This is a genomic window from Nonomuraea glycinis (assembly GCF_035920485.1).
In the GTDB taxonomy this organism is placed as follows: Bacteria; Actinomycetota; Actinomycetes; order Streptosporangiales; family Streptosporangiaceae; genus Nonomuraea; species Nonomuraea glycinis.
On sequence record NZ_CP109166.1, the window covers coordinates 2,270,510 to 2,288,599 of the forward strand.

Here is an 18,090-nt window from a genome sequence, read left to right on the forward strand (position 1 = left end):
TCAGAGTCGCTCGATGATGGTGACGTTGGCCTGGCCGCCGCCCTCGCACATCGTCTGCAGGCCGTACCTGCCGCCCGTCCGCTCCAGGTGGTTGAGCAGCGTCGTCATCAGCCGGGCCCCGGTGGCGCCGAGCGGGTGGCCGAGCGCGATCGCGCCGCCGTTGGGGTTGACCTTCGCCGGGTCGAAGCCGGTCTCCTTCAGCCAGGCGAGCACCACGGGCGCGAACGCCTCGTTGATCTCGACGGCGTCGATGTCGTCCGCCGTCATCCCGGCCCGCTTGAGCGCCCGCTGGGTGGCGGGGATCGGCGCGGACAGCATCATGAGCGGGTCGTCGCCCATCACGCTCATGTGATGGATGCGCGCCCTCGGCGTGAGCCCGAGCTGTTTCACCGCCCGCTCACCGGCGATCAGCAGGGCGGCCGCGCCGTCGCTGACCTGGCTCGCGCAGGCGGCGGTGATCCGGCCGTCCGGGAGCAGCGTCGGCAGTGACCTGATCTTGTCCCAGTCGGGCTCGCGCGGGCCGTTGTCGGCGGTGAGCCCGCCGAGCGGCGCGATCTCCGGCTCGAAGAGCTTGTCGGCGTTCGCCCGCAGCGCCCTGGTGTGCGACTCGACGGCGAACCGCTCCATGTCGTCCCGGGAGATGTCCCAGTGCGTCGCCATCATCTCCGCGCCCCGGAACTGGCTGACCTCGCCCGCCCCGAAGCGGGTGGTCCACCCCGCCGAGGTGGAGAACGGGTCGTCGAAGCCCAGCGCCTTACCGGCGTCGGCCGCCGACATGATCGGCACCATGCTCATGTTCTGCACGCCGCCGGCGACGACGAGGTCCATCGTCCCGCTCATCACGGCCTGGGCCGCGAAGTGCACGGCCTGCTGCGCCGAGCCGCACTGCCGGTCGATGGTGACGCCCGGGACGTGGATCGGATATCCCGCGGCCAGCCAGCACGTACGGGCGACGTCGAACGACTGCGGACCCACCGAGTCCACGTTGCCGAACACCACGTCGTCGACGAGTCCGGGGTCGATGCCGGTCCGCTCGATCAGCGCGCGGATGCTGTGCGCGCCGAGATCGGCGGGGTGAACGGTGCTCAGCGGCCCGCCACGCCTGCTCACAGGGGTACGGACGGCGTCGATGATGAATGCTTCAGCCATGCCGACGACCGTACGGACGCGGCGTTAACCCGGGTGCCCAAGGGCAGGCCCGGCGGCGTTACTCGGCCGGCGGCGCGCGCCCGCCCCGGCCACCGGATCTGTTATCGGGCGCACCGGTGCGGCCGGTAATGGCGCGGTTAACTCCGCGCCACGACGCTGCCCCATGACGCGTTCGGGGGAACCACCGCCATTCACGAGCCGATGGGACCATCTCCATGAGAAACCGAACGAACCGACGCCTGGCAGCCGCCGCAGTGGCCTCGACGCTGGCGCTGACCGCGGCGTGCTCCGCAGCGTCCACCTCCACGTCCACCTCCACGTCCGCCACGCAGTCAGCCGCGGCACCGGCCGCCTCGCCGGAGGCGGCCCCGCTCAAGATGGTCGGCATCCTGACGGTGTCCGCGCCGTCCGTCGGGTTCCCGGACCAGGCGGCGGCGATCGAGGCCGCCGTGGCGGCGGTGAACGACGCCGGCGGCATCGCCGGCCGCCAGGTCGAGCTGACGGTCTGCAACGACCAGGCCGACCCGAACGTGAGCGCGAAGTGCGCGCAGGACGCGGTCGCCCAGGGCGCGATCGCCGTGATCGGCGGCCTGTCGGTCGGCGGCAGCGGCATGGTGCCCGTGCTCGAACAGGCGGGCATCCCGCTGCTCAGCCACCCGATCAACCCGCTGGAGTTCACCAGCAAGGTCTCCTGGCCGATCCCCGGCGGCACGCCCGTCTCCTTCAGCGGGGCGGCGATCGGGCTGGTCAAGACCTACGACTGCAAGAAGGTCGACGCGATCACGCAGTCGCTGCCGTCCTCGATCGCGTCGGCCGACTTCGCCGACGCCGGCCTGAAGTCGCTCGGCATGAAGCTGAACGCGAAGATCGCGGTGCCGACCACGAACGCCGACTACGGAGCCCCGGTCGCCCAGGTGGTCTCCAACGGCGCGGACTGCGTGGTGCTCGCGCTCCCGCCGGGCGAGGCCGGTAAGGCCATCGCCGCCCTGGGCGCCGGCGCACCGGGGGTGAAGGCCGGGCTGGCCGCCGCCTCACTCACCCAGGCGCTGATCGAGCAGGTGGGCAAGGCCGCCGAGGGCGTGCTGCTGTCCGACTCGTTCCTGCCGGTGAACAGCGACGAAGCCGGCATGGTGGCGTTCCGTGACGCGATGACGAAGTACAAGCCGGACGCCAAGCCGACGTCGGCGGGCGTGGTCGTGTGGTCGGCGGTGGCGGCGGTGAAGGCGGCCGCCGAATCCGTCCAGGGCACGATCGACGCCGCGGCGGTGCAGCAGGCGCTGGGCAAGCTCAGCGCGGTGGAGACGGGCGTCGGACCGGCTCTCGACCTCACCGCGCCCCTGGGCATCAAGGACTTCGACCGCATCCTCAACACCAACGTCGTCACCTACACGGTCAAGGACGGCACCTACGGCCCGGCCGCCGAGCCGTTCAGCGTGCTCGCCGCACTCAAGGAGAACGGGTGACGGCACCCGCGCCGATCCTCGAGGCGATCGACCTCGAGGTCGGCTACGGCCACCTCCCCGTGCTGCACGGCCTGTCGGTCGCGGTACGGCCCGGCGAGATCGTCGCCCTGCTTGGCGCGAACGGCGCCGGCAAGACCACGACCCTGCTGGCCCTGTCCGGCGTCCTGACCCCGATCGCCGGGTCGGTCCTGCTCGACGGCCGGCCCGCGCCGGAGGGGCTGCACCGCAGGTCCGACGCCGGCGTGGCGTTGATCTGCGAGGACCGCTCGGTGTTCATGGGCCTCACCTGCCGGGAGAACCTCCGCCTCGGGCGGGGCGGCGTCGAGGAGAGCCTGGCCCTGATGCCCGAGCTGGAGCCGCTGCTGGATCGCAAGGTGGGGCTGATGTCCGGCGGTGAGCAGCAGATGCTCACCCTGGCCCGCGCGCTGGCCGGCTCGCCGAAGGTGCTGCTCGCCGACGAGCTGACCCTCGGCCTGGCCCCGCTGATCGTGGCGCGGCTGCTCACCCGCCTGCGCGCCGCCGCCGACCGCGGCATCGGCGTGCTCATCGTCGAAGAGCGGGTCAAACGCGCCCTGCGGGTGGCCGACCGCGTCTGCGTACTGCGCCGAGGAGAGATCGTGATGGAGGGTACGGCGGCCGAGATGGGCTCAAGGCTGGCCGAGATCGAGGCCAGCTACCTGTCCACGGCCGACGAGGACCAGCCGGCCGGGAGCGGAGGCCACCGCGCATGAACGGCGCCATCCAACTCGCGCTGGTCGGGATGTCCTCCGGATCGCTGCTGGCGCTGACCGCCCTCGGCATCGTGATCGCCTACCGCGGGTCCGGGATCATCAACTTCTCCCACGGCATCGTCGGGACCGTCGCGGCCTTCGCCTACTGGGAGCTCAACGCCGGCCAGGGGCTGCCGCCCGCGATCGCGGTGCTCGGCGCGCTGCTCGCCGCCGCGCTGTGCGGCTATCTGACCTACCGGTTCGCCATCCAGCGCATGGCCCGCACGTCCGCGCTGAGCCGTACCATCGTCTCCTTGATCGTGCTGGTCGTCGTGCAGTCGGCGCTGACGCTGCGCTACGGCGCGGACGAGCGGATCGTCCAGGCCATCTTCCCCACCGACCCGGTGTCGCTGTTCGGGATCCACCTGGGCCAGGACCGGATCATCACCTTCCTCATCGCCACCCTGCTCGTCGCCGGGCTCACCGTCTGCTACGGCCGGACCCGGTTCGGGCTGGCCACCTCGGCGCAGGCGGAGAACTCGATCGCGTCGGCGGCCCTGGGCATCTCCCCGGTCCGGATCGCGACCGCCAACTGGGTGATCGGCTCGGTGTTCGCCGGCGTCGCGGGCGTGCTGCTCGCCCCGATCGTCGGCGTGCAGATCGTCACGCTCACCCACCTGATCGTGCCGGCGCTCGCCGCCGCGCTGATCGGCGGCCTGCGCTCGTTCCCGCTCACCTATCTCGGCGCGCTGCTGATCGGGGTGAGCCAGGCCGAGGTGACCCGGTACATCTCCACGCCCGGCTGGGCGGACGCGGTGCCGTTCCTGCTGATCGTGATCGTGATGGTGTGGCGCGGCGCGGGCGAGCGGATCCGCACGTCCATCGTCGAGCGCCGGCCCAAGGTCGGCACCGGACAGGTCCGCCCCCTCCTCCTGCTGGGGCTCGTCGGGGGCGCGATCGTGCTGCTCACGACGGTGTTCGACCTGTCGTACGTCACCGCGGCGACGATCACCTGCACGTACGGGATCATCCTGCTGTCCAGTGTCGTCATCACCGGCTACACCGGGCAGCTCTCGCTCAGCCAGTTCAGCTTCGCCGGCGTCGGCGCGGTGATCACCGGCCTGCTGCTGACCGGCGCCGAACTGCCGTTCCTGCTGGCGATCGCGCTGAGCCTGATCGCGACGTTCGCCGTCGGGGCGGTGCTCGGCGTGCCGCTGCTGCGCACTCGGGGCGTGAACTTCGCGGTGGCCACGCTCGGCTCCGCCGTGGCGATCCAGGGGGTGCTGCTGCAGAACCCCGCGTACTCCGGCGCCTACGTGCCGTTGCCGAACCCGCTGGAGCTGTTCGGCTGGCGGATCGACTCGCTCACCCATCCGGGGCGGTGGGCGATCGTGTGCCTGGTCGCGTTCGTCCTCGCCGCGCTGGTCGTCGCGAACGTGCGGCGCGGCCGGGTCGGACGCCGCATGATCGCGGTCCGCACCAACGAGCGGGCGGCCGAGTCCGTCGGGCTGAACCCGTGGCGGGTCAAGCTCTACGCGTTCGCCCTGTCCGCGTCGATCGCCGCGCTCGGCGGGATCCTCGTGGTGTTCCGGCAGCCGACCATGGTGTTCGAGCGCGGGTTCGCCGCCTTCGACTCGATCCTGGGGCTGTCCTACGTCGTGCTGGGCAGCATCGGCTTCATCGCCGGCCCGTTGCTCGGCGTGCTCGGGCATCCCGGCGGGTTCATCTCCACGCTGCTCGATTCGGACAGCGCGACGATGCCGCTGTGGATCGCGCTCGTCGGCGGCGTGCTGTCCATCTGGTACCTGCAGGTGCGCCCGGACGGCGCGGCGGAGGGCCTCGGACGACACCTCCACCTACCGCGCCGCCGCCGTCCCGCAGAAGCGAACACCACGGCTGGACCTGCCGAGCGGGTTCCCGGGCGGGTGCTTCAAGGGCACGGGCTGACGGTGGCCTTCGGCGGGGTGGTCGCGGTGGCGGACGCCTCGCTGCGCGTCGGGCCGGGCGAGGTCGTCGGGCTCATCGGGCCGAACGGCGCGGGCAAGACGACGTTGATCGACGCGATCACCGGCGCGACCGCGCCGAAGTCCGGCACGGTCACGCTCGGGGACAAGGCGATCGGATCCATGCCGATGCATCGCCGGGTGCGCGAGGGGATCGGGCGCTCGTTTCAGAGCCTTGAGCTCTTCGACGACATGACGGTGGCCGACAACCTCAAGGCCTCCGTGGACGCACGGTCCGGCAGTGCTTACCTGACCGACCTGGTCTGGCCACGCCCGACCGCCTTCACCGCCGGGGCGCTCGCCGCCGTCGAGCTGTTCGAGCTCGGCCCCGACCTCGACCGCCTGCCCACCGAGTTGCCCTACGGCCGGCGCCGGCTGGTCGGCATCGCCCGCGCGGTGGCCGCCGAGCCGTCCGTCCTCTGCCTCGACGAGCCGGCCGCCGGGCTGAGCTCGACCGAGTCGGCCGAACTCGGCGTCCTGCTCCGGCGGCTCGCCGACGAGCGCGGCATGGGCGTCCTGGTGGTCGAGCACGACATGGAGCTGGTGATGCGGGTGTGCGACCGGCTGATCGTGATGGAGCGCGGGCGGATCATCGCCGACGGGACCCCCGCCGACGTCCGCCGCGACCCCCAGGTCATCGCCGCCTACCTCGGCGACGAGGACGAGGAGACCGTGCCGGGCAAGAACGAGCCGCACGTGGACGAGCCGCACGTGGACGAACCGCACGTGGACGAGCCGGACCAGGACGGGCCGGACCAGGACGGGCCGGACCAGGACGGGCCGGACCAGGACGGGCCCGTCCGAAGGAGAGAGGAAGTCGAGCAATGAGGTCCGACGATCGGATCGAGGCCGCGCTCGCCCGCGCCGTCGCGCTGGGCGAGGTCGGCGTACAGGTCGCCGCCTATCTCGGCGGCGAGCTCATCGTCGACGCGTGGACCGGCGCCGCCGACGAACGGGACGGCCGGGCCGTCGACGGTGACACCCTGTTCCCCGTCTTCTCGGTGAGCAAGGCGCTGGTCGCCACGGCGATCCAGGTGCAGTGCGAGCGAGGGCTGGTGGACCTGGACGAGCCGATCGCGACGTACTGGCCGGAGTACGGGCAGCACGGCAAGGAGGCCGTCACCGTCCGCCAGGTGCTCACCCACCGCGCGGGCGTCCCGCACATGCCGCGGGACCTGGACGCCGCCGGACTCGCGGACCGGGACGCGATCACCGCCTGGCTCACCGGCGTCGAACCGCTGCACCCGCCGGGTGAACGCTCGATGTACCACTCGATCAGCTTCGGGCACATCCTCGGTGAGGTCATCACCCGCACCGACCCGAGCCACCGTCCGTACGACCGATTCCTGCGCGAGGAGCTGTGCCTGCCGCTCGGCGCGGACGACGTCTGGGACGTGCTCCCCGCCGAGCACGAGCCCCGGGTCGCGCGCCTGACCTGGGGGGCGAACCCGCCCACGCGGGCGCCGATGACCGGGGTGCCGCTGCTGTCCATGCCGCCGGAGATCCGCCCCGACGCGGACCGCTGGAACGACCCCCGCTTCCGGTCGGCGTCGATCCCGGCGGCCGGCGCGGTGATGTCGGCCCGCGCGGGCGCCCGGTTCTTCAGCATGCTGGCCAACGGCGGCGAGTTCGGGGGCCGCCGGTACGTCTCGGCCGACCGCCTGCTCGCCCTGACGACGCCGCGGCCGGGCGCCGACGAGTTCGACGAGGTCTACCAGGGACCCACCTGGGTCGGTACCGGCGGCTTCTGGCTGGGCGGGGCGTCCCCGCCGGCCGACCCGCTGCTCGGCCCTTCGACTCAGGTGCTCGCGCACGCCGGGGTGGGCGGATCGATGGGCTGGGCCGACCTCGCGACCGGGCTGGCCGTCGTCATCACCCACAACCGGATGTTCCTCGGCGCCGAACCCGGCGCCGAACCGTTCGTCCCGCTGGCCGACGCCGTGCGCGCGGTCGCGGGCGTGGACTGAGGGGCGAACGCGATGGAATACCGGCCGTCCGGCCGTACCGGCACGCACAGCGCGCGGTCGCGCGTGCGGAGTGAGGGGTGACCGCGATGGAGTATCGGCCGTTCGGGCGGACCGGTATGCGGGTGAGCGCGCTGGGCCTGGGGTGCTGGATGTTCGGCGACCGGGCCGACGAGGCCGAGTCGGCCCGGATCATCGACCGGGCGCTCGACCTGGGCGTGAACTTCTTCGACACGGCCAACAACTACGGCGGAGCGCCCGGGCGCAGTGAGTCCGTCGTCGGGGCCTGTCTGGCGAAGTCGTCCAGGCGCGACCGGGTGGTGATCAACACCAAGGCGTACATGCCGGTCGACACCGCGGACCCCAACGGGCGGGGGGTGAGCCGGCGGCATCTGATCAGCCAGTGCGAGGCGAGCCTGCGGCGGCTGCGGACCGACCACGTCGATGTGTTCACCCTGCACCGGTTCGACCCGGACGTCCCGGTGGACGAGCCGTTGCGCGCCCTGGACGACCTGGTGCGCGCGGGCAAGGTCCGTTATCTGGGGGTGAGCACGTCCGCCGCGTGGGAGGTCGTCGAGTCGCTGTGGGTGGCCAAGGAGTTCGGGCTCAACCGGATCGTGGCCGAGACCCCGCCGTACAACATCCTCGACCGGCGGGTCGAGCGTGAGCTGCTCCCGATGGCCGAGACGTTCGGGCTGGCCGTGAACCCGTGGGCGCCGCTGGGCGGCGGGGTGCTGACGGGCCAGTACCGGCGCGGTGAGCCGCCGACGGCGGGCAGCCGGTACGGCGCGGGCGGCGTGCTCGCCGGCTTCGCCGGTGACCGGTTCGCCGACCCGGTGTTCGACGTGCTCGACGTGCTGGAGACGATCGCGGCCCGGCAGGGCGTGACCGTCGCCCAACTGGCCTTCTCCTGGGTGGTGCGGCAGCCCGGCGTGACGAGCGTGCTGGCCGGGCCGGAGCGGCTGGCCGACCTCGACTCGTGCGCGGAGTCGCCGGCGATCGAGTGGACGGCCGAGGACCTGGCCGCGATCGACGCGGTGGCCCCGCCGGGTGACAAGGTCGCCGGCTGGTACGACCCGCTCGGCGGCCCCCGCTTCCGCCCCCACCCGAACAGGATCTGACCCGTCTCCACGGACCCGAACAGGATCTGACCCGCACCCGAGAACGCGAACGGCCAGGGGATCACCCTGGCCGTTCGCGTCTCCCGCCGCCGCACCTCACGGCTTGCCGAGATCCACAAACTCCTCACGCATGGGCGAGGCTGGGGATGGACAGGCCGAACAGGTCGATCGCGTTGTTGTGGGTGATCGCGGCGACGGTGGCCTCGTCGACGCCCTGGAAGTCGTGCGCGACCTGCTCCTGGGCGTAGGGGAAGTTCCCCTCGGTGTGCGGGTAGTCCCCGGCCCACATCAGCCGGGAGGAGTCCAGCATGGGCAGGGTGAGGATGCCGGGGCGGTCGTCCTCGAAGGTGGCCCAGAACTGGCGGTTGAAGTAGTCGCTGGGCTTGAGCGCCAGCTCGGGGACGGTCCAGCGGTGGTGGTCGGTGAACATGTGGTCCATCGTGTTGAGCTGGAAGGCGATCCAGCCGATGCCGCCTTCGACCAGGATGAACCGCAGGCCGGGGTGGCGCTCGGGGACGGCGCCGTACACCAGCTGCATGAACACCCAGCCCAGGCTGATCTTGTTGCCGATGGCGGTGGTCCAGAACACGCCGGGCGTGGTCTTGTCGTTGAACATGGCCACCTGGCCGGCGGCCTGGTGGAACCCGACGGGCAGCCCGATCTCCTCCAGGACGGCCCACAAGGGCTCGAAGTGCTCGTCGCCCCAGGCCTTGCCGGGGACCGACTGCGGCAGCAGGAAGGTCTTGGCGCCGCGTGCGGCCCAGCGCTGGGCCTCGTCGATGGCGGGCTGGATCGGGCCGTCGCCGACGGGCAGCGCCACAGCGCCGACGAGCCGCTCGGGGTCGTGGGAGCAGAACTCCTCGAACAGCCAGTCGTTGTACGCGCGCACGCAGGCGACCTTGAGGTCGAAGTCGGGGATGCTGTGCACGATGAGCCAGCCGGGATAGACGATCTCGGCCCGGACGCCCTGGCTGTCCTGGTCCACCAGGCGGGCGGCCGGGTCGTAGGCGCCGGGACGCTGGTCCTCGAACTTGTAACCGGTGGCCCGGGTGATCACACCGTTGATCTTGGTGTTGATCATGGCGCCTTCGGTGCCGACCGGCTTGGGCGGCATGCCGGTGTTGGGGACCACGAAGTAGTCGCCCTTGTCGGTGGACTGCACCTGTGGAGCCTGGTGCTGGAAGCGCTTCGGCAGCCGCTTGAGCCAGAGGTCCTTGGGCTCCACCACGTGGGAGTCGACCGAGATGAGAGGGCGGGGGTTACCGTTTGTCATGATGTGGCACTCTCCATGAGGTGAGCGGGCGAGGGGTTCCGGCCCCGTGCGAGCACGGTAGGCGTGCTGCCGTTAAACCGGTCGTTATCCAGCGGTGGCGCCGAGCCGATCGGCCAGCCATCGGTTGATCTCGGGCACCGCGATCGACAGGTTGTCCATCTGGCAGTGCTGCGCACCGCCCTCGGCACCGGTGAAGATCCGCAGCGTCTTGTCGGCGGAGCCGCAGGCGTCGAACAGCAGCCGCGCGTCGGCCACCGGGACCTGCTGGTCGTCCTCGCCGTGCACGAGCAGGAACGCGCCCGTCATCCGGGGCACCACCTCGGCGAGCCGGAACCCCTCCAGGACCTGGAGCGCCTCCTCGGTGGAGGCGGTGCCCGTCGACCAGACCAGGTGCGCGCCGGGGACGGGCAGTTGCTTGGCGAACGCGGCCTCGATGCGCTCGCGCCAGATGCGGTGATAGTCCCAGATCGCTCCCCAGGCGACGCACGCCTTGAACCGGGGCTCCATGCTCGCGCTGCGCGAGGCGTAGTAGCCGCCGAGGCTCAGCGCCATCACCCCGATCCGGTCCGGGTCAACGTCCGGCCGGGTCTCCAGCCAGTCGACGGCGGCGCTGCCGGCCACCTCGTAGTCGTGCCGCAGCGGAATGCCGCGGAACCGGATCGCCTCACCGACACCCGGACTGTCCAGCGACAGCACGGAGACGCCACGGGCGAGGAGATCCTCGATGCCGAGGAACCAGTTGAGCTCCTTGTTGCCGTCGAAACCGTTCATGAACACCACGACCGGCGCACGGCCCTCGGGCGTGGCCGCCGCGGAGACGAAGAACGCCGGCAGCGAGCTCGACTCGTACGGAATCTCCACGAACTCGATCCGATACCGGTCGTCGAGCTCGGCGGCCCGGCGGAAGGTGTCCAGCATGGCGCGGTAGGTGTCCAGCGCGTCCTCGTCCTTCGGGAAGCGGAACCGCTCGGCCGCGAAGTAGTAGTTCGACGCCCGCCGGTAGTGCGCCATCGCGGCGCGCCGGTCGCCGAGGCCCTCGGCCCGCTCGGCGAGCGTGCGGACCTGGTCGCCCATGGCCCGCCACTCGCGGAACCACCGCTCGTCGTCGCCGACGTGACCGGCCAGGCGGCGGCAGACCCGGTCGATCTCACCGACCTCACCGCCGCCGGTCGGTATCTGGGCGAGCGCCAGCATGACGTTGTACGACCACCGATAGTCGTCCGGGAACTGCGCGTACCATTCGGCATCGCGGATGGCGGCTACCACTCTCGTCCTCCTCAGCAGGTGATGTCTCAGAACAGCCGGTAAGCGCTGCGGTAGAACAGCAGCGGCGCGGCCCGTTGGTCGGTGTCGAGGTCGACCACGCGGCCGATCACCACGGTGTGGTCGCCGGCGTCGTAGGTGTCGACGATCTTGCATTCGAGGTGGGCGTGCACCGCCTCCAGCACGGGCGCGCCGGTGACCCCCGGCGTGTGAGTGACGCCGGCGAAACGGTCACCCTTGCGGGCGAACGCGCGGGCCAGCGCCTCCTGGTCGGCCGACAGGACGTTGGCGCAGAAGTGCCCGGCCGCGTTGATCGCCGGCCAGGTGGTCGAGGTGTTCCCCGCGCAGAACAGCACCAGCGGCGGGTTCAGCGACACCGAGACGAACGAGTTGACCGCCATGCCGACCGGGCCGTCCGGCAGCGTCGCGGTGATCACCACGACGCCGGTCGCGAAGCAGCCCATCGCGCTGCGCAGGTCCTCGCTCGCGATCGCGGGCAGCGCGCTCATACGCCCACCTGCTCCGCGTAGCGCGCCCGGTGCTGGTCGGCCCCGCCGAACAGCAGCGCCGACGACGTCGCCCGCTTGAAGTACAGGTGCGCAGGATGCTCCCAGGTGAAGCCGATGCCACCGTGGATGTGGATGTTCTCACCGGCCACCAGGGTGTACGCCTCGGAGCAGTACGCCTTGGCCAGGCTCGCGATGGCCGGCAGCTCCGGCAGGTCGGACGCGGCGGCGTACAGGCCGACGTGCGCCGCGGACCGGGCCGACTCGACCGCCATCAGCAGGTCGGCGCACTTGTGCTTGATCGCCTGGAACGACCCGATCAGCCGCCCGAACTGGGTGCGGACCTTGGCGTACTCGACGGACATCTCCAGGCACCGCTGGGCGCCACCGATCTGTTCGGCCGCCAGGCCGACCGCCGCCAGGTCGAGCAGGTGCTCCAGCACCGGACCCGCGGCCCCTTCGGCGCCGATCAGCCGGGCCGGGGTGCCGTCGAAGTCGAGCACCGCCTGCTTGCGGGTCTGGTCCATGGTCGGCAGCGGCGTCCTGGTCAGCCCCGGGGCGTCGGCCGAGACCGCGAACAGGGAGATCCCGGTGTCGCTCCGGGCGAAGACGAGCAGCAGGTCGGCCACGTGACCGTCGACGACGAACGACTTGGCGCCGGACAGCGTCCAGCCGCCGTCGCCGGCCACCGCGCGCATCGCGAGGTCGCTGGTCAGCCAGGAGCCGGAGCTCTCGGTGACGGCCACCGTGGCGATGGTGCCGCCGTCGGCGATCCCGGGCAGGAAGTCGTCCTGGGCCTTCTCGTCGCCGGACAGCAGCAGGGCGTTGGCGGCCAGCACCACGGTGGAGAAGAACGGGGAGCACAGCAGCGCCCGTCCCATCTCCTCCAGCACCACGCCGAGTTCGAGGAAGGACGCACCGGAGCCGCCGAACCGCTCCGGGATGGCCAGCCCCTGCAGACCGAGTTGCTCGGCCATCTGCCGCCACACCACCGGGTCGTACCCGTCGTCGGTGTCCATGAGGCGGCGTACCTGCGACTCCGTAGAGACGCGCTCGACGAACGACCGGACGCTGTCCCGGAAATCCTCGTGCTCTTCGGCGAGGCCGGTGAACGTCGCAGTCGCGTCAGCCAACTGTTGAAGTTCGCTCATGGCAGGGACCGTACGGACCTGGTGTGCCGCCCGGCATGAGCGGCCGGAGCAGTAACGACCGCAGTAACTAGTCGTGCGCGATCGTGCGACCTGGGCCGAACAAGGAGGAAGTCACCGTGGATCTCAGCTTCGATGATCGAGTTGCCGTCGTCACAGGCGCCGGTGGTGGGCTCGGCCGGGCTCATGCCCTCGAACTGGGCCGCCGGGGCGCGAAGGTGGTCGTCAACGACATGGGCACGTCCCTGTCCGGGGACGGCGTCGAGCGCGACCGGGCGGCCATCGTGGTCAAGGAGATCGAGGCGCTCGGCGGCACCGCGGTGGCCGACACGAACTCGATCGCCACCGAGGAGGGCGGCAGGAGCGTGATCGAGACCGCGGTCGCCGCGTTCGGCCGGGTCGACATCGTGGTGAACAACGCCGGCATCCTGCGCGACAAGACGTTCCACAACACCGGCCCCGACGATGTGGACCCGGTGCTGGACGTCCACCTCAAGGGAGCCTTCAACGTCACCCGGCCGGCCTGGTCCCTCTTCCGTGACCAGGGGTTCGGGCGGGTCGTGGTGACCTCGTCGTCCGCCGGGTTCTTCGGCAACTTCGGCCAGGCGTCGTACGCCTCCGCCAAGCTGGGCCTGGTCGGGCTGATCAAGGTGCTCGCCATCGAGGGGCGCAAGTACAACATCACGGCCAACGCCATCGGCCCGGTCGCCATGACCCGGATGACCAGCGGCTTCGACAACCCGCTCGCGGACTACCTGGATCCGGCCCTGGTCTCGTCGGCGGTGGCGTTCCTCTGCCACGAGTCGTGCGAGCTGTCCGGCGAGGTGCTCAGCGCGGGCGGCGGGCGGGTGGCCCGGGTCTTCATCGGCGTCACGCGCGGCTATCTCAAGGGCGACCTGACCGCGGAGGACATCCGCGACCATCTGGACGAGGTCTTCGACGACACCGGCTACCAGGTCCCCGGCAACAGCATGGAAGAGATGAACCTGCTCGCCTCGATGCTGGGGAAGTGACATGACGGCGCCCCGCACCCGCATCGTCGGCCGCCCCCAGTCCAGGATCCAGATCGGCGAGTGGATCGACATGGCCGCCAGGCGCACCCCGCGCCAGGCCTGCTTCGTCTCCCCGTCGGGCACCCGCAGCTTCGCCGAGGTCCGCGACCGGGTGCACCGGCTGGCTCGCGGCCTGCAGCGGATGGGCCTGCGGCAGGGCGACCGGGTGGCCGTCCTCGCCACGGACTCGCCGGAGTACGTCGAGACGTTCCTCGCCCTGTTCAAGCTCGGCGCGGTCGCGGTCCCGCTCAACTACCGGCTCTCGCCCGCCGAGATCACCACGTTGCTGCGCACCGCCGAAGCCTCCTGGATCTTCGTCGGCGACCGGTACGCGCCGGACGTGCTGCGGGCGTGGCCGGAGCTCGCCCACCTTGAGCACGTCATCGGGTACGGCGGCGCCGAGGGGACCGTCCCGTACGAGCGCGTCCTGCTCATGGGCACCGACGGGGTCCTGCGTGAGGCGGTCGTCGAGGAGCAGGAGGTGATCGCGCTCGCCTTCACCAGCGGGACGACCGGCCTGCCCAAGGGGGTCATGCAGTCGCACCGGATGTGGAAGACCATGTCCGCCAACGCGGTCCTGGAGTATCGCTTCCTGCGGGACGAGTTCCGTTACTCCGCCTCGCCGCTCTACCACGTCGCCGGTCTCGGGCTGGTGCTCAACGCGATCTGCCGGAGCTCGACGTCGCTGCTGATCCCGCAGTGGGACCCGGCGGAGCTGCTGACCTGGTTCCGCAAGGGCCTCACCGACGTGTTCCTCGTCCCGACCATGATCAGCTCGCTGCTGCGGCAGCCGGGCGTGAGTCCCGCCGACTTCGCGACGCTGAGATCGGTCTTCTACGGCGCCGCGCCGATGTCGCCCGACCTGCTCACCAGCGCGATGGCGGTGATGGACTGCGACTTCTACAACGGGTTCGGGGCCGGCACCGAGGCGGGCATGCAGACCGTGCTCACCCCCGAGGACCACGTACGGGCGCTGCACGGGCACCCGCACCTGCTGGGCTCGGTGGGCCGGCCCGGCTACAACATCGACCTGCAGATCTGGGACGCCGAGAACAACGAGGTGCCGCTCGGCCAGGTCGGCGAGATCGTCACGCGCAGCGACATGGTCATGAGCGGCTACTACGGCCAGCCGGAGAAGACCGCCCAGGTCGTCGTGAACGGCTGGTTCAAGGGCGGCGACCTGGGCTACCTCGACGAAGAGGGCTATCTGTACCTGGCCGGCCGCAAGGACGACATGATCATCCGCGGCGGCGAGAACGTCTATCCGATCGAGATCGAGTCGACCCTCGCCGCCTGCCCCGGCGTGCTCGAAGCCGCCGTCGTCGGCGTCCCGGACCCGCACTGGGGACAGACCGTGCGGGCGCACGTCGTCCTCGCGCCGGAGTCCGACGCCACGGCGGAGGACATCCAGCGGTTCTGCCGCGAGCGCCTGGCCAAGTACAAGGTGCCCGACCAGATCCGAATCCACCGCGACGCCCTGCCGAAGAACGCCAGCGGCAAGGTGCTCCACCGTCTGCTGCGGGAGTCAACGTGAGCGAAGAACACGCTGCGTTCCAGGAGGCCGTCAGGGCGTTCCTGAACACGCACGCCAAACCCATCACCGAGCTGGAGGCCGGCTGGGGCAACGGCCCCGACGAGCTCAGCGCGGGCGCCGAGCCGACCCGCGAGGAGGAGCTGCGCATGGTGGAGGCCGCCTCGGCCTTCCGCCGCGCGCTCTTCGACGCGGGCTTCGGCTGGCTCACCGGCCCGCCCGAGTACGGCGGCGGCGGCAAGGACCCGCGCTACCAGGAGCTGTTCGACGAGGTCGCGCAGGCGTACGAGCTGCCGTCCGAGGCCTGCTTCGTGGTCGGCCACCACATCGTCGCGCCGACGCTGCTCGCGTGGGGCACCGAGGAGGTCAAGCAGCGCTACCTCCGCGCGCTCTACCGGGCGGACCTGTTCGCCTGCCAGCTCTTCTCCGAGCCAGAAGCGGGCTCCGACCTCGCCGGCGTCAAGAGCCGGGGGGTACGGGACGGCGACGGCTGGCGGGTCACCGGCCAGAAGGTGTGGACCTCGGGCGGCCACTTCAGCGACATCGGCGAGATGCTCGTCCGCACCGATTCCAGCGCGTCGAAGCACGCCGGGCTGACCATGCTGATGATCGACATGCACGACCCCGGGGTCGAGATCCGCCCGCTGCGGCAGATGACCGGCGGCGAGGCGTTCAACGAGGTGTTCGTGGACGACGTGTTCGTCCCCGACAGCCATGTGCTCGGCAACCCGGGCGACGGCTGGAAGGTGGCGATGACCACGCTCGGCAACGAGCGGGTGTCCATGGGCTTCCGCAGCGCCCCGCCGGCGTCCGACCCGGTCGAGCGGCTGCTGGCGCTGATCCGGCACTTCGGCCTGAGCGACGACGAGCAGGTACGCCAGGACTTCGCGAAGATCGCCATCCGGCGGGACGTCATCCGGTGGACCGCCGCGCGCGCCGCCGCCGCGCTGGCCGCCGGCGGCGAGCCAGGTGCCGAGTCCTCGATCATCAAGCTGATGGACTCGGAGAACCTGCTCGCCATCGGCAGGCTCGCCGGCCGGATCCTCGGCCCGCGGATGACCGCCGACACCGGCGAGTGGGGCACCTACGTCTGGGCCGAGCTGGTGCTCAGCGTGCCGTCCCGGCGGATCGCCGGCGGCACCGACGAGATCATGCGCAACATCATGGCCGAGCGCATCCTCGGTCTTCCCCGCGAGCCCAAGCGCTGACCGCACCGACCTCATCATCACCACCGCCCACCCGAGGAGAAGCCCATCCATGGTTGACCGCACCCCAGTGATCGCCGGCATCGGCCTGAGCGACTATCCCAAGGCACCGCATCTGGACGCGGTCGGGCACCATGCGCTCGCCACCCAGCGGGCCCTCGCCGACTGCGGCCTGAAGAAGAGCGACATCGACGGGTTCATGTGTGCCCAGGGTGACTTCGCCCAGCCGGACAACGCCGGCGCCATGGCGGAGTACCTGGGCATCAACCCGCGCTACTTCGACGGCACGGCCGTCGGCGGTTCCAGCTTCGAGCTGCACGTCCAGCACGCGATGGCCGCCATCCAGGCCGGCCTGTGCACGACCGTGCTCATCGTCTACGGCTCGGACCTGTACACGAAGTCGGGCACCAACCCGGGCTTCGGGGCCAAGGAGGCGGGCGCGAAGGTCCCCGGCGCCCTGCAGTTCGAGTCGCCGTGGGGCAACACCCTCATCGGCGCGTACGCGATGGCCGCGCAGCGGCACATGTACGAGTACGGCACCACCTCCGAGCAGTTGGCGGCCATCGCCGTGGCCTGCCGCACGCACGCCGGGCTCAACCCGAACGCGCAGTACCGCAAGCCGATGACGATCGAGGACGTCCTCAAGTCCCGCATGATCGCCGACCCGCTGCACATGCTGGACTGCTGCGTGATCTCCGACGGCGGCGGCGCGGTGATCGTCACCACCGCCGAGCGCGCCCGCGACCTGCGGCAGCCGCCGGTGCACATCCTCGGCGCCGCGGCGGCTCAGACGCACTGGAACATCAGCCAGATGCCCGACTACACCCGCACGGCGGCCGAGCGCAGCGGCCAGGAGGCCTTCGCGCAGGCCGGTCTCACCCCGGACGACGTCGACACGGTGCAGCTCTACGACAGCTTCACGATCACCGCGCTGCTCATGCTCGAAGATCTGGGCTTCTGCAAGAAGGGCGAGGGCGGCCCGTTCGCGGCCTCCGGCGCGCTGCAACTCGGCGGCAGCCTGCCGATGAACACCGACGGTGGCGCGCTGAGCTCCTGCCACCCCGGCATGCGGGGGATCTTCCTGCTCATCGAGGCCGTCCGTCAGCTGCGCGGCCAGGCCGGCGCGGCACAGGTGAAGGACGCCGAGGTGGCGCTCGCCTGCGGGTCCGGCGGCTGGCTCTCGGCGATGGGCACTGTGATCCTCGGAAAGGACAAGGCATGACGAAGTTGAGCACACCGGAGATGGACGGCCGCCCGGTGCCCCTGCTGGACGCGGTCACCAGGCCGTACTGGGAGGCCACCGTCCAGGGCGAGCTGCTGGTGCAGGAGTGTCCCGCGTGCGGCGGCCGGCAGTTCTACCCCCGCTCGATCTGCGTCGCGTGCGGTGACACCCCGGGCTGGCTGACCACCGGGGGCAAGGGCGTGGTGCACACCTTCTCGGTGGTGCGGCAGTCCGGCGCGTTCCCGTTCAACCAGTGGACGCCGTACGCCGTCGCCATGGTCGAGCTGGACGAGGGCCCGCGGATCATGGGGACGGTGATCGGCTGCGAGGTGGACGAGGTCCGCATCGGCATGCGGGTCGAGGTCGAGTTCGTGCCGCTGAACGACGAGGCCGCCCTGCCGTTCTGGCGTCCGGCAGCCACCTGACCACAAGTAAGCACCCGCGGCCATCTGACCGCGGGTGCTTTGCTTGCTCGCGCGG

General features: G+C 71.1%; 15 protein-coding genes. 10 read left to right on the plus strand and 5 right to left on the minus strand.

Annotation, left to right across the window (positions count from 1 at the left end):
• Entirely contained in the window at positions 1-1,149 is a 1,149-nt protein-coding gene (locus OHA68_RS10470; protein ID WP_327107440.1) for an acetyl-CoA C-acetyltransferase, read from the minus strand.
• A 215-nt stretch (positions 1,150-1,364) separates the two neighbouring features.
• On the opposite strand from OHA68_RS10470, the gene OHA68_RS10475 reads away from it, so the two are divergent.
• The 5 genes from OHA68_RS10475 to OHA68_RS10495 all read left to right on the plus strand — a co-directional run bounded on the left by OHA68_RS10475 (position 1,365) and on the right by OHA68_RS10495 (position 8,410).
• A complete protein-coding gene (locus tag OHA68_RS10475; protein ID WP_327107441.1) occupies positions 1,365-2,612 on the plus strand; it encodes an ABC transporter substrate-binding protein in 1,248 nt (415 codons plus the stop codon).
• Positions 2,609-3,343, plus strand: a complete 735-nt coding sequence (locus tag OHA68_RS10480) for an ABC transporter ATP-binding protein (RefSeq protein WP_327107442.1) — start codon at positions 2,609-2,611, stop codon at positions 3,341-3,343. The genes OHA68_RS10475 and OHA68_RS10480 overlap by 4 nt, the downstream gene beginning before the upstream one ends.
• Positions 3,340-6,153: a branched-chain amino acid ABC transporter permease/ATP-binding protein gene (locus tag OHA68_RS10485; RefSeq protein ID WP_327107443.1), complete on the plus strand. Its 2,814-nt coding sequence runs from the start codon at positions 3,340-3,342 to the stop codon at positions 6,151-6,153. Before OHA68_RS10480 ends, OHA68_RS10485 begins: the two co-directional genes overlap by 4 nt.
• Positions 6,150-7,292 carry a serine hydrolase domain-containing protein gene (locus OHA68_RS10490; RefSeq protein WP_327107444.1) on the plus strand — a complete coding sequence of 381 codons (1,143 nt, stop codon included), beginning with the start codon at positions 6,150-6,152 and terminating at the stop codon, positions 7,290-7,292. The genes OHA68_RS10485 and OHA68_RS10490 overlap by 4 nt, the downstream gene beginning before the upstream one ends.
• A gap of 86 nt (positions 7,293-7,378) precedes the next feature.
• Positions 7,379-8,410, plus strand: coding sequence for an aldo/keto reductase (locus tag OHA68_RS10495; RefSeq protein ID WP_327109486.1), 1,032 nt, complete (start codon positions 7,379-7,381; stop codon positions 8,408-8,410).
• 124 nt (positions 8,411-8,534) lie between these two features.
• Here the strand turns inward: OHA68_RS10495 and OHA68_RS10500 are convergent, their stop codons facing one another.
• The 4 genes from OHA68_RS10500 to OHA68_RS10515 form a co-directional block, all read right to left on the minus strand.
• Positions 8,535-9,683 (minus strand): amidohydrolase family protein, encoded by a 1,149-nt coding sequence (locus OHA68_RS10500; RefSeq protein WP_327107445.1) that lies wholly within the window; start codon positions 9,681-9,683, stop codon positions 8,535-8,537.
• 84 nt (positions 9,684-9,767) lie between these two features.
• Positions 9,768-10,949 carry an alpha/beta hydrolase family protein gene (locus OHA68_RS10505; protein WP_327107446.1) on the minus strand — a complete coding sequence of 394 codons (1,182 nt, stop codon included), beginning with the start codon at positions 10,947-10,949 and terminating at the stop codon, positions 9,768-9,770.
• Positions 10,950-10,975: 26 nt separating this feature from the next.
• Positions 10,976-11,455 (minus strand): flavin reductase family protein, encoded by a 480-nt coding sequence (locus OHA68_RS10510; protein WP_327107447.1) that lies wholly within the window; start codon positions 11,453-11,455, stop codon positions 10,976-10,978.
• On the minus strand, positions 11,452-12,603 hold the full coding sequence (locus tag OHA68_RS10515) for an acyl-CoA dehydrogenase family protein (RefSeq protein WP_327107448.1): 1,152 nt from the start codon (positions 12,601-12,603) through the stop codon (positions 11,452-11,454). Before OHA68_RS10515 ends, OHA68_RS10510 begins: the two co-directional genes overlap by 4 nt.
• 116 nt (positions 12,604-12,719) lie before the next feature.
• On the opposite strand from OHA68_RS10515, the gene OHA68_RS10520 reads away from it, so the two are divergent.
• Genes OHA68_RS10520 through OHA68_RS10540 form a run of 5 tightly spaced genes read left to right on the plus strand, consistent with a single transcriptional unit; the run spans position 12,720 to position 18,035 of the window.
• Positions 12,720-13,613, plus strand: a complete 894-nt coding sequence (locus tag OHA68_RS10520; protein ID WP_327107449.1) for an SDR family NAD(P)-dependent oxidoreductase — start codon at positions 12,720-12,722, stop codon at positions 13,611-13,613.
• Position 13,614: 1 nt separating this feature from the next.
• Positions 13,615-15,186, plus strand: coding sequence for a class I adenylate-forming enzyme family protein (locus OHA68_RS10525; RefSeq protein WP_327107450.1), 1,572 nt, complete (start codon positions 13,615-13,617; stop codon positions 15,184-15,186).
• On the plus strand, positions 15,183-16,391 hold the full coding sequence (locus OHA68_RS10530; protein WP_327107451.1) for an acyl-CoA dehydrogenase family protein: 1,209 nt from the start codon (positions 15,183-15,185) through the stop codon (positions 16,389-16,391). Before OHA68_RS10525 ends, OHA68_RS10530 begins: the two co-directional genes overlap by 4 nt.
• Before the next feature lie 49 nt (positions 16,392-16,440).
• Positions 16,441-17,610, plus strand: a complete 1,170-nt coding sequence (locus tag OHA68_RS10535) for an acetyl-CoA acetyltransferase (RefSeq protein WP_327107452.1) — start codon at positions 16,441-16,443, stop codon at positions 17,608-17,610.
• Positions 17,607-18,035: a Zn-ribbon domain-containing OB-fold protein gene (locus OHA68_RS10540; RefSeq protein WP_327107453.1), complete on the plus strand. Its 429-nt coding sequence runs from the start codon at positions 17,607-17,609 to the stop codon at positions 18,033-18,035. Before OHA68_RS10535 ends, OHA68_RS10540 begins: the two co-directional genes overlap by 4 nt.
• Positions 18,036-18,090 lie beyond the last annotated feature (55 nt).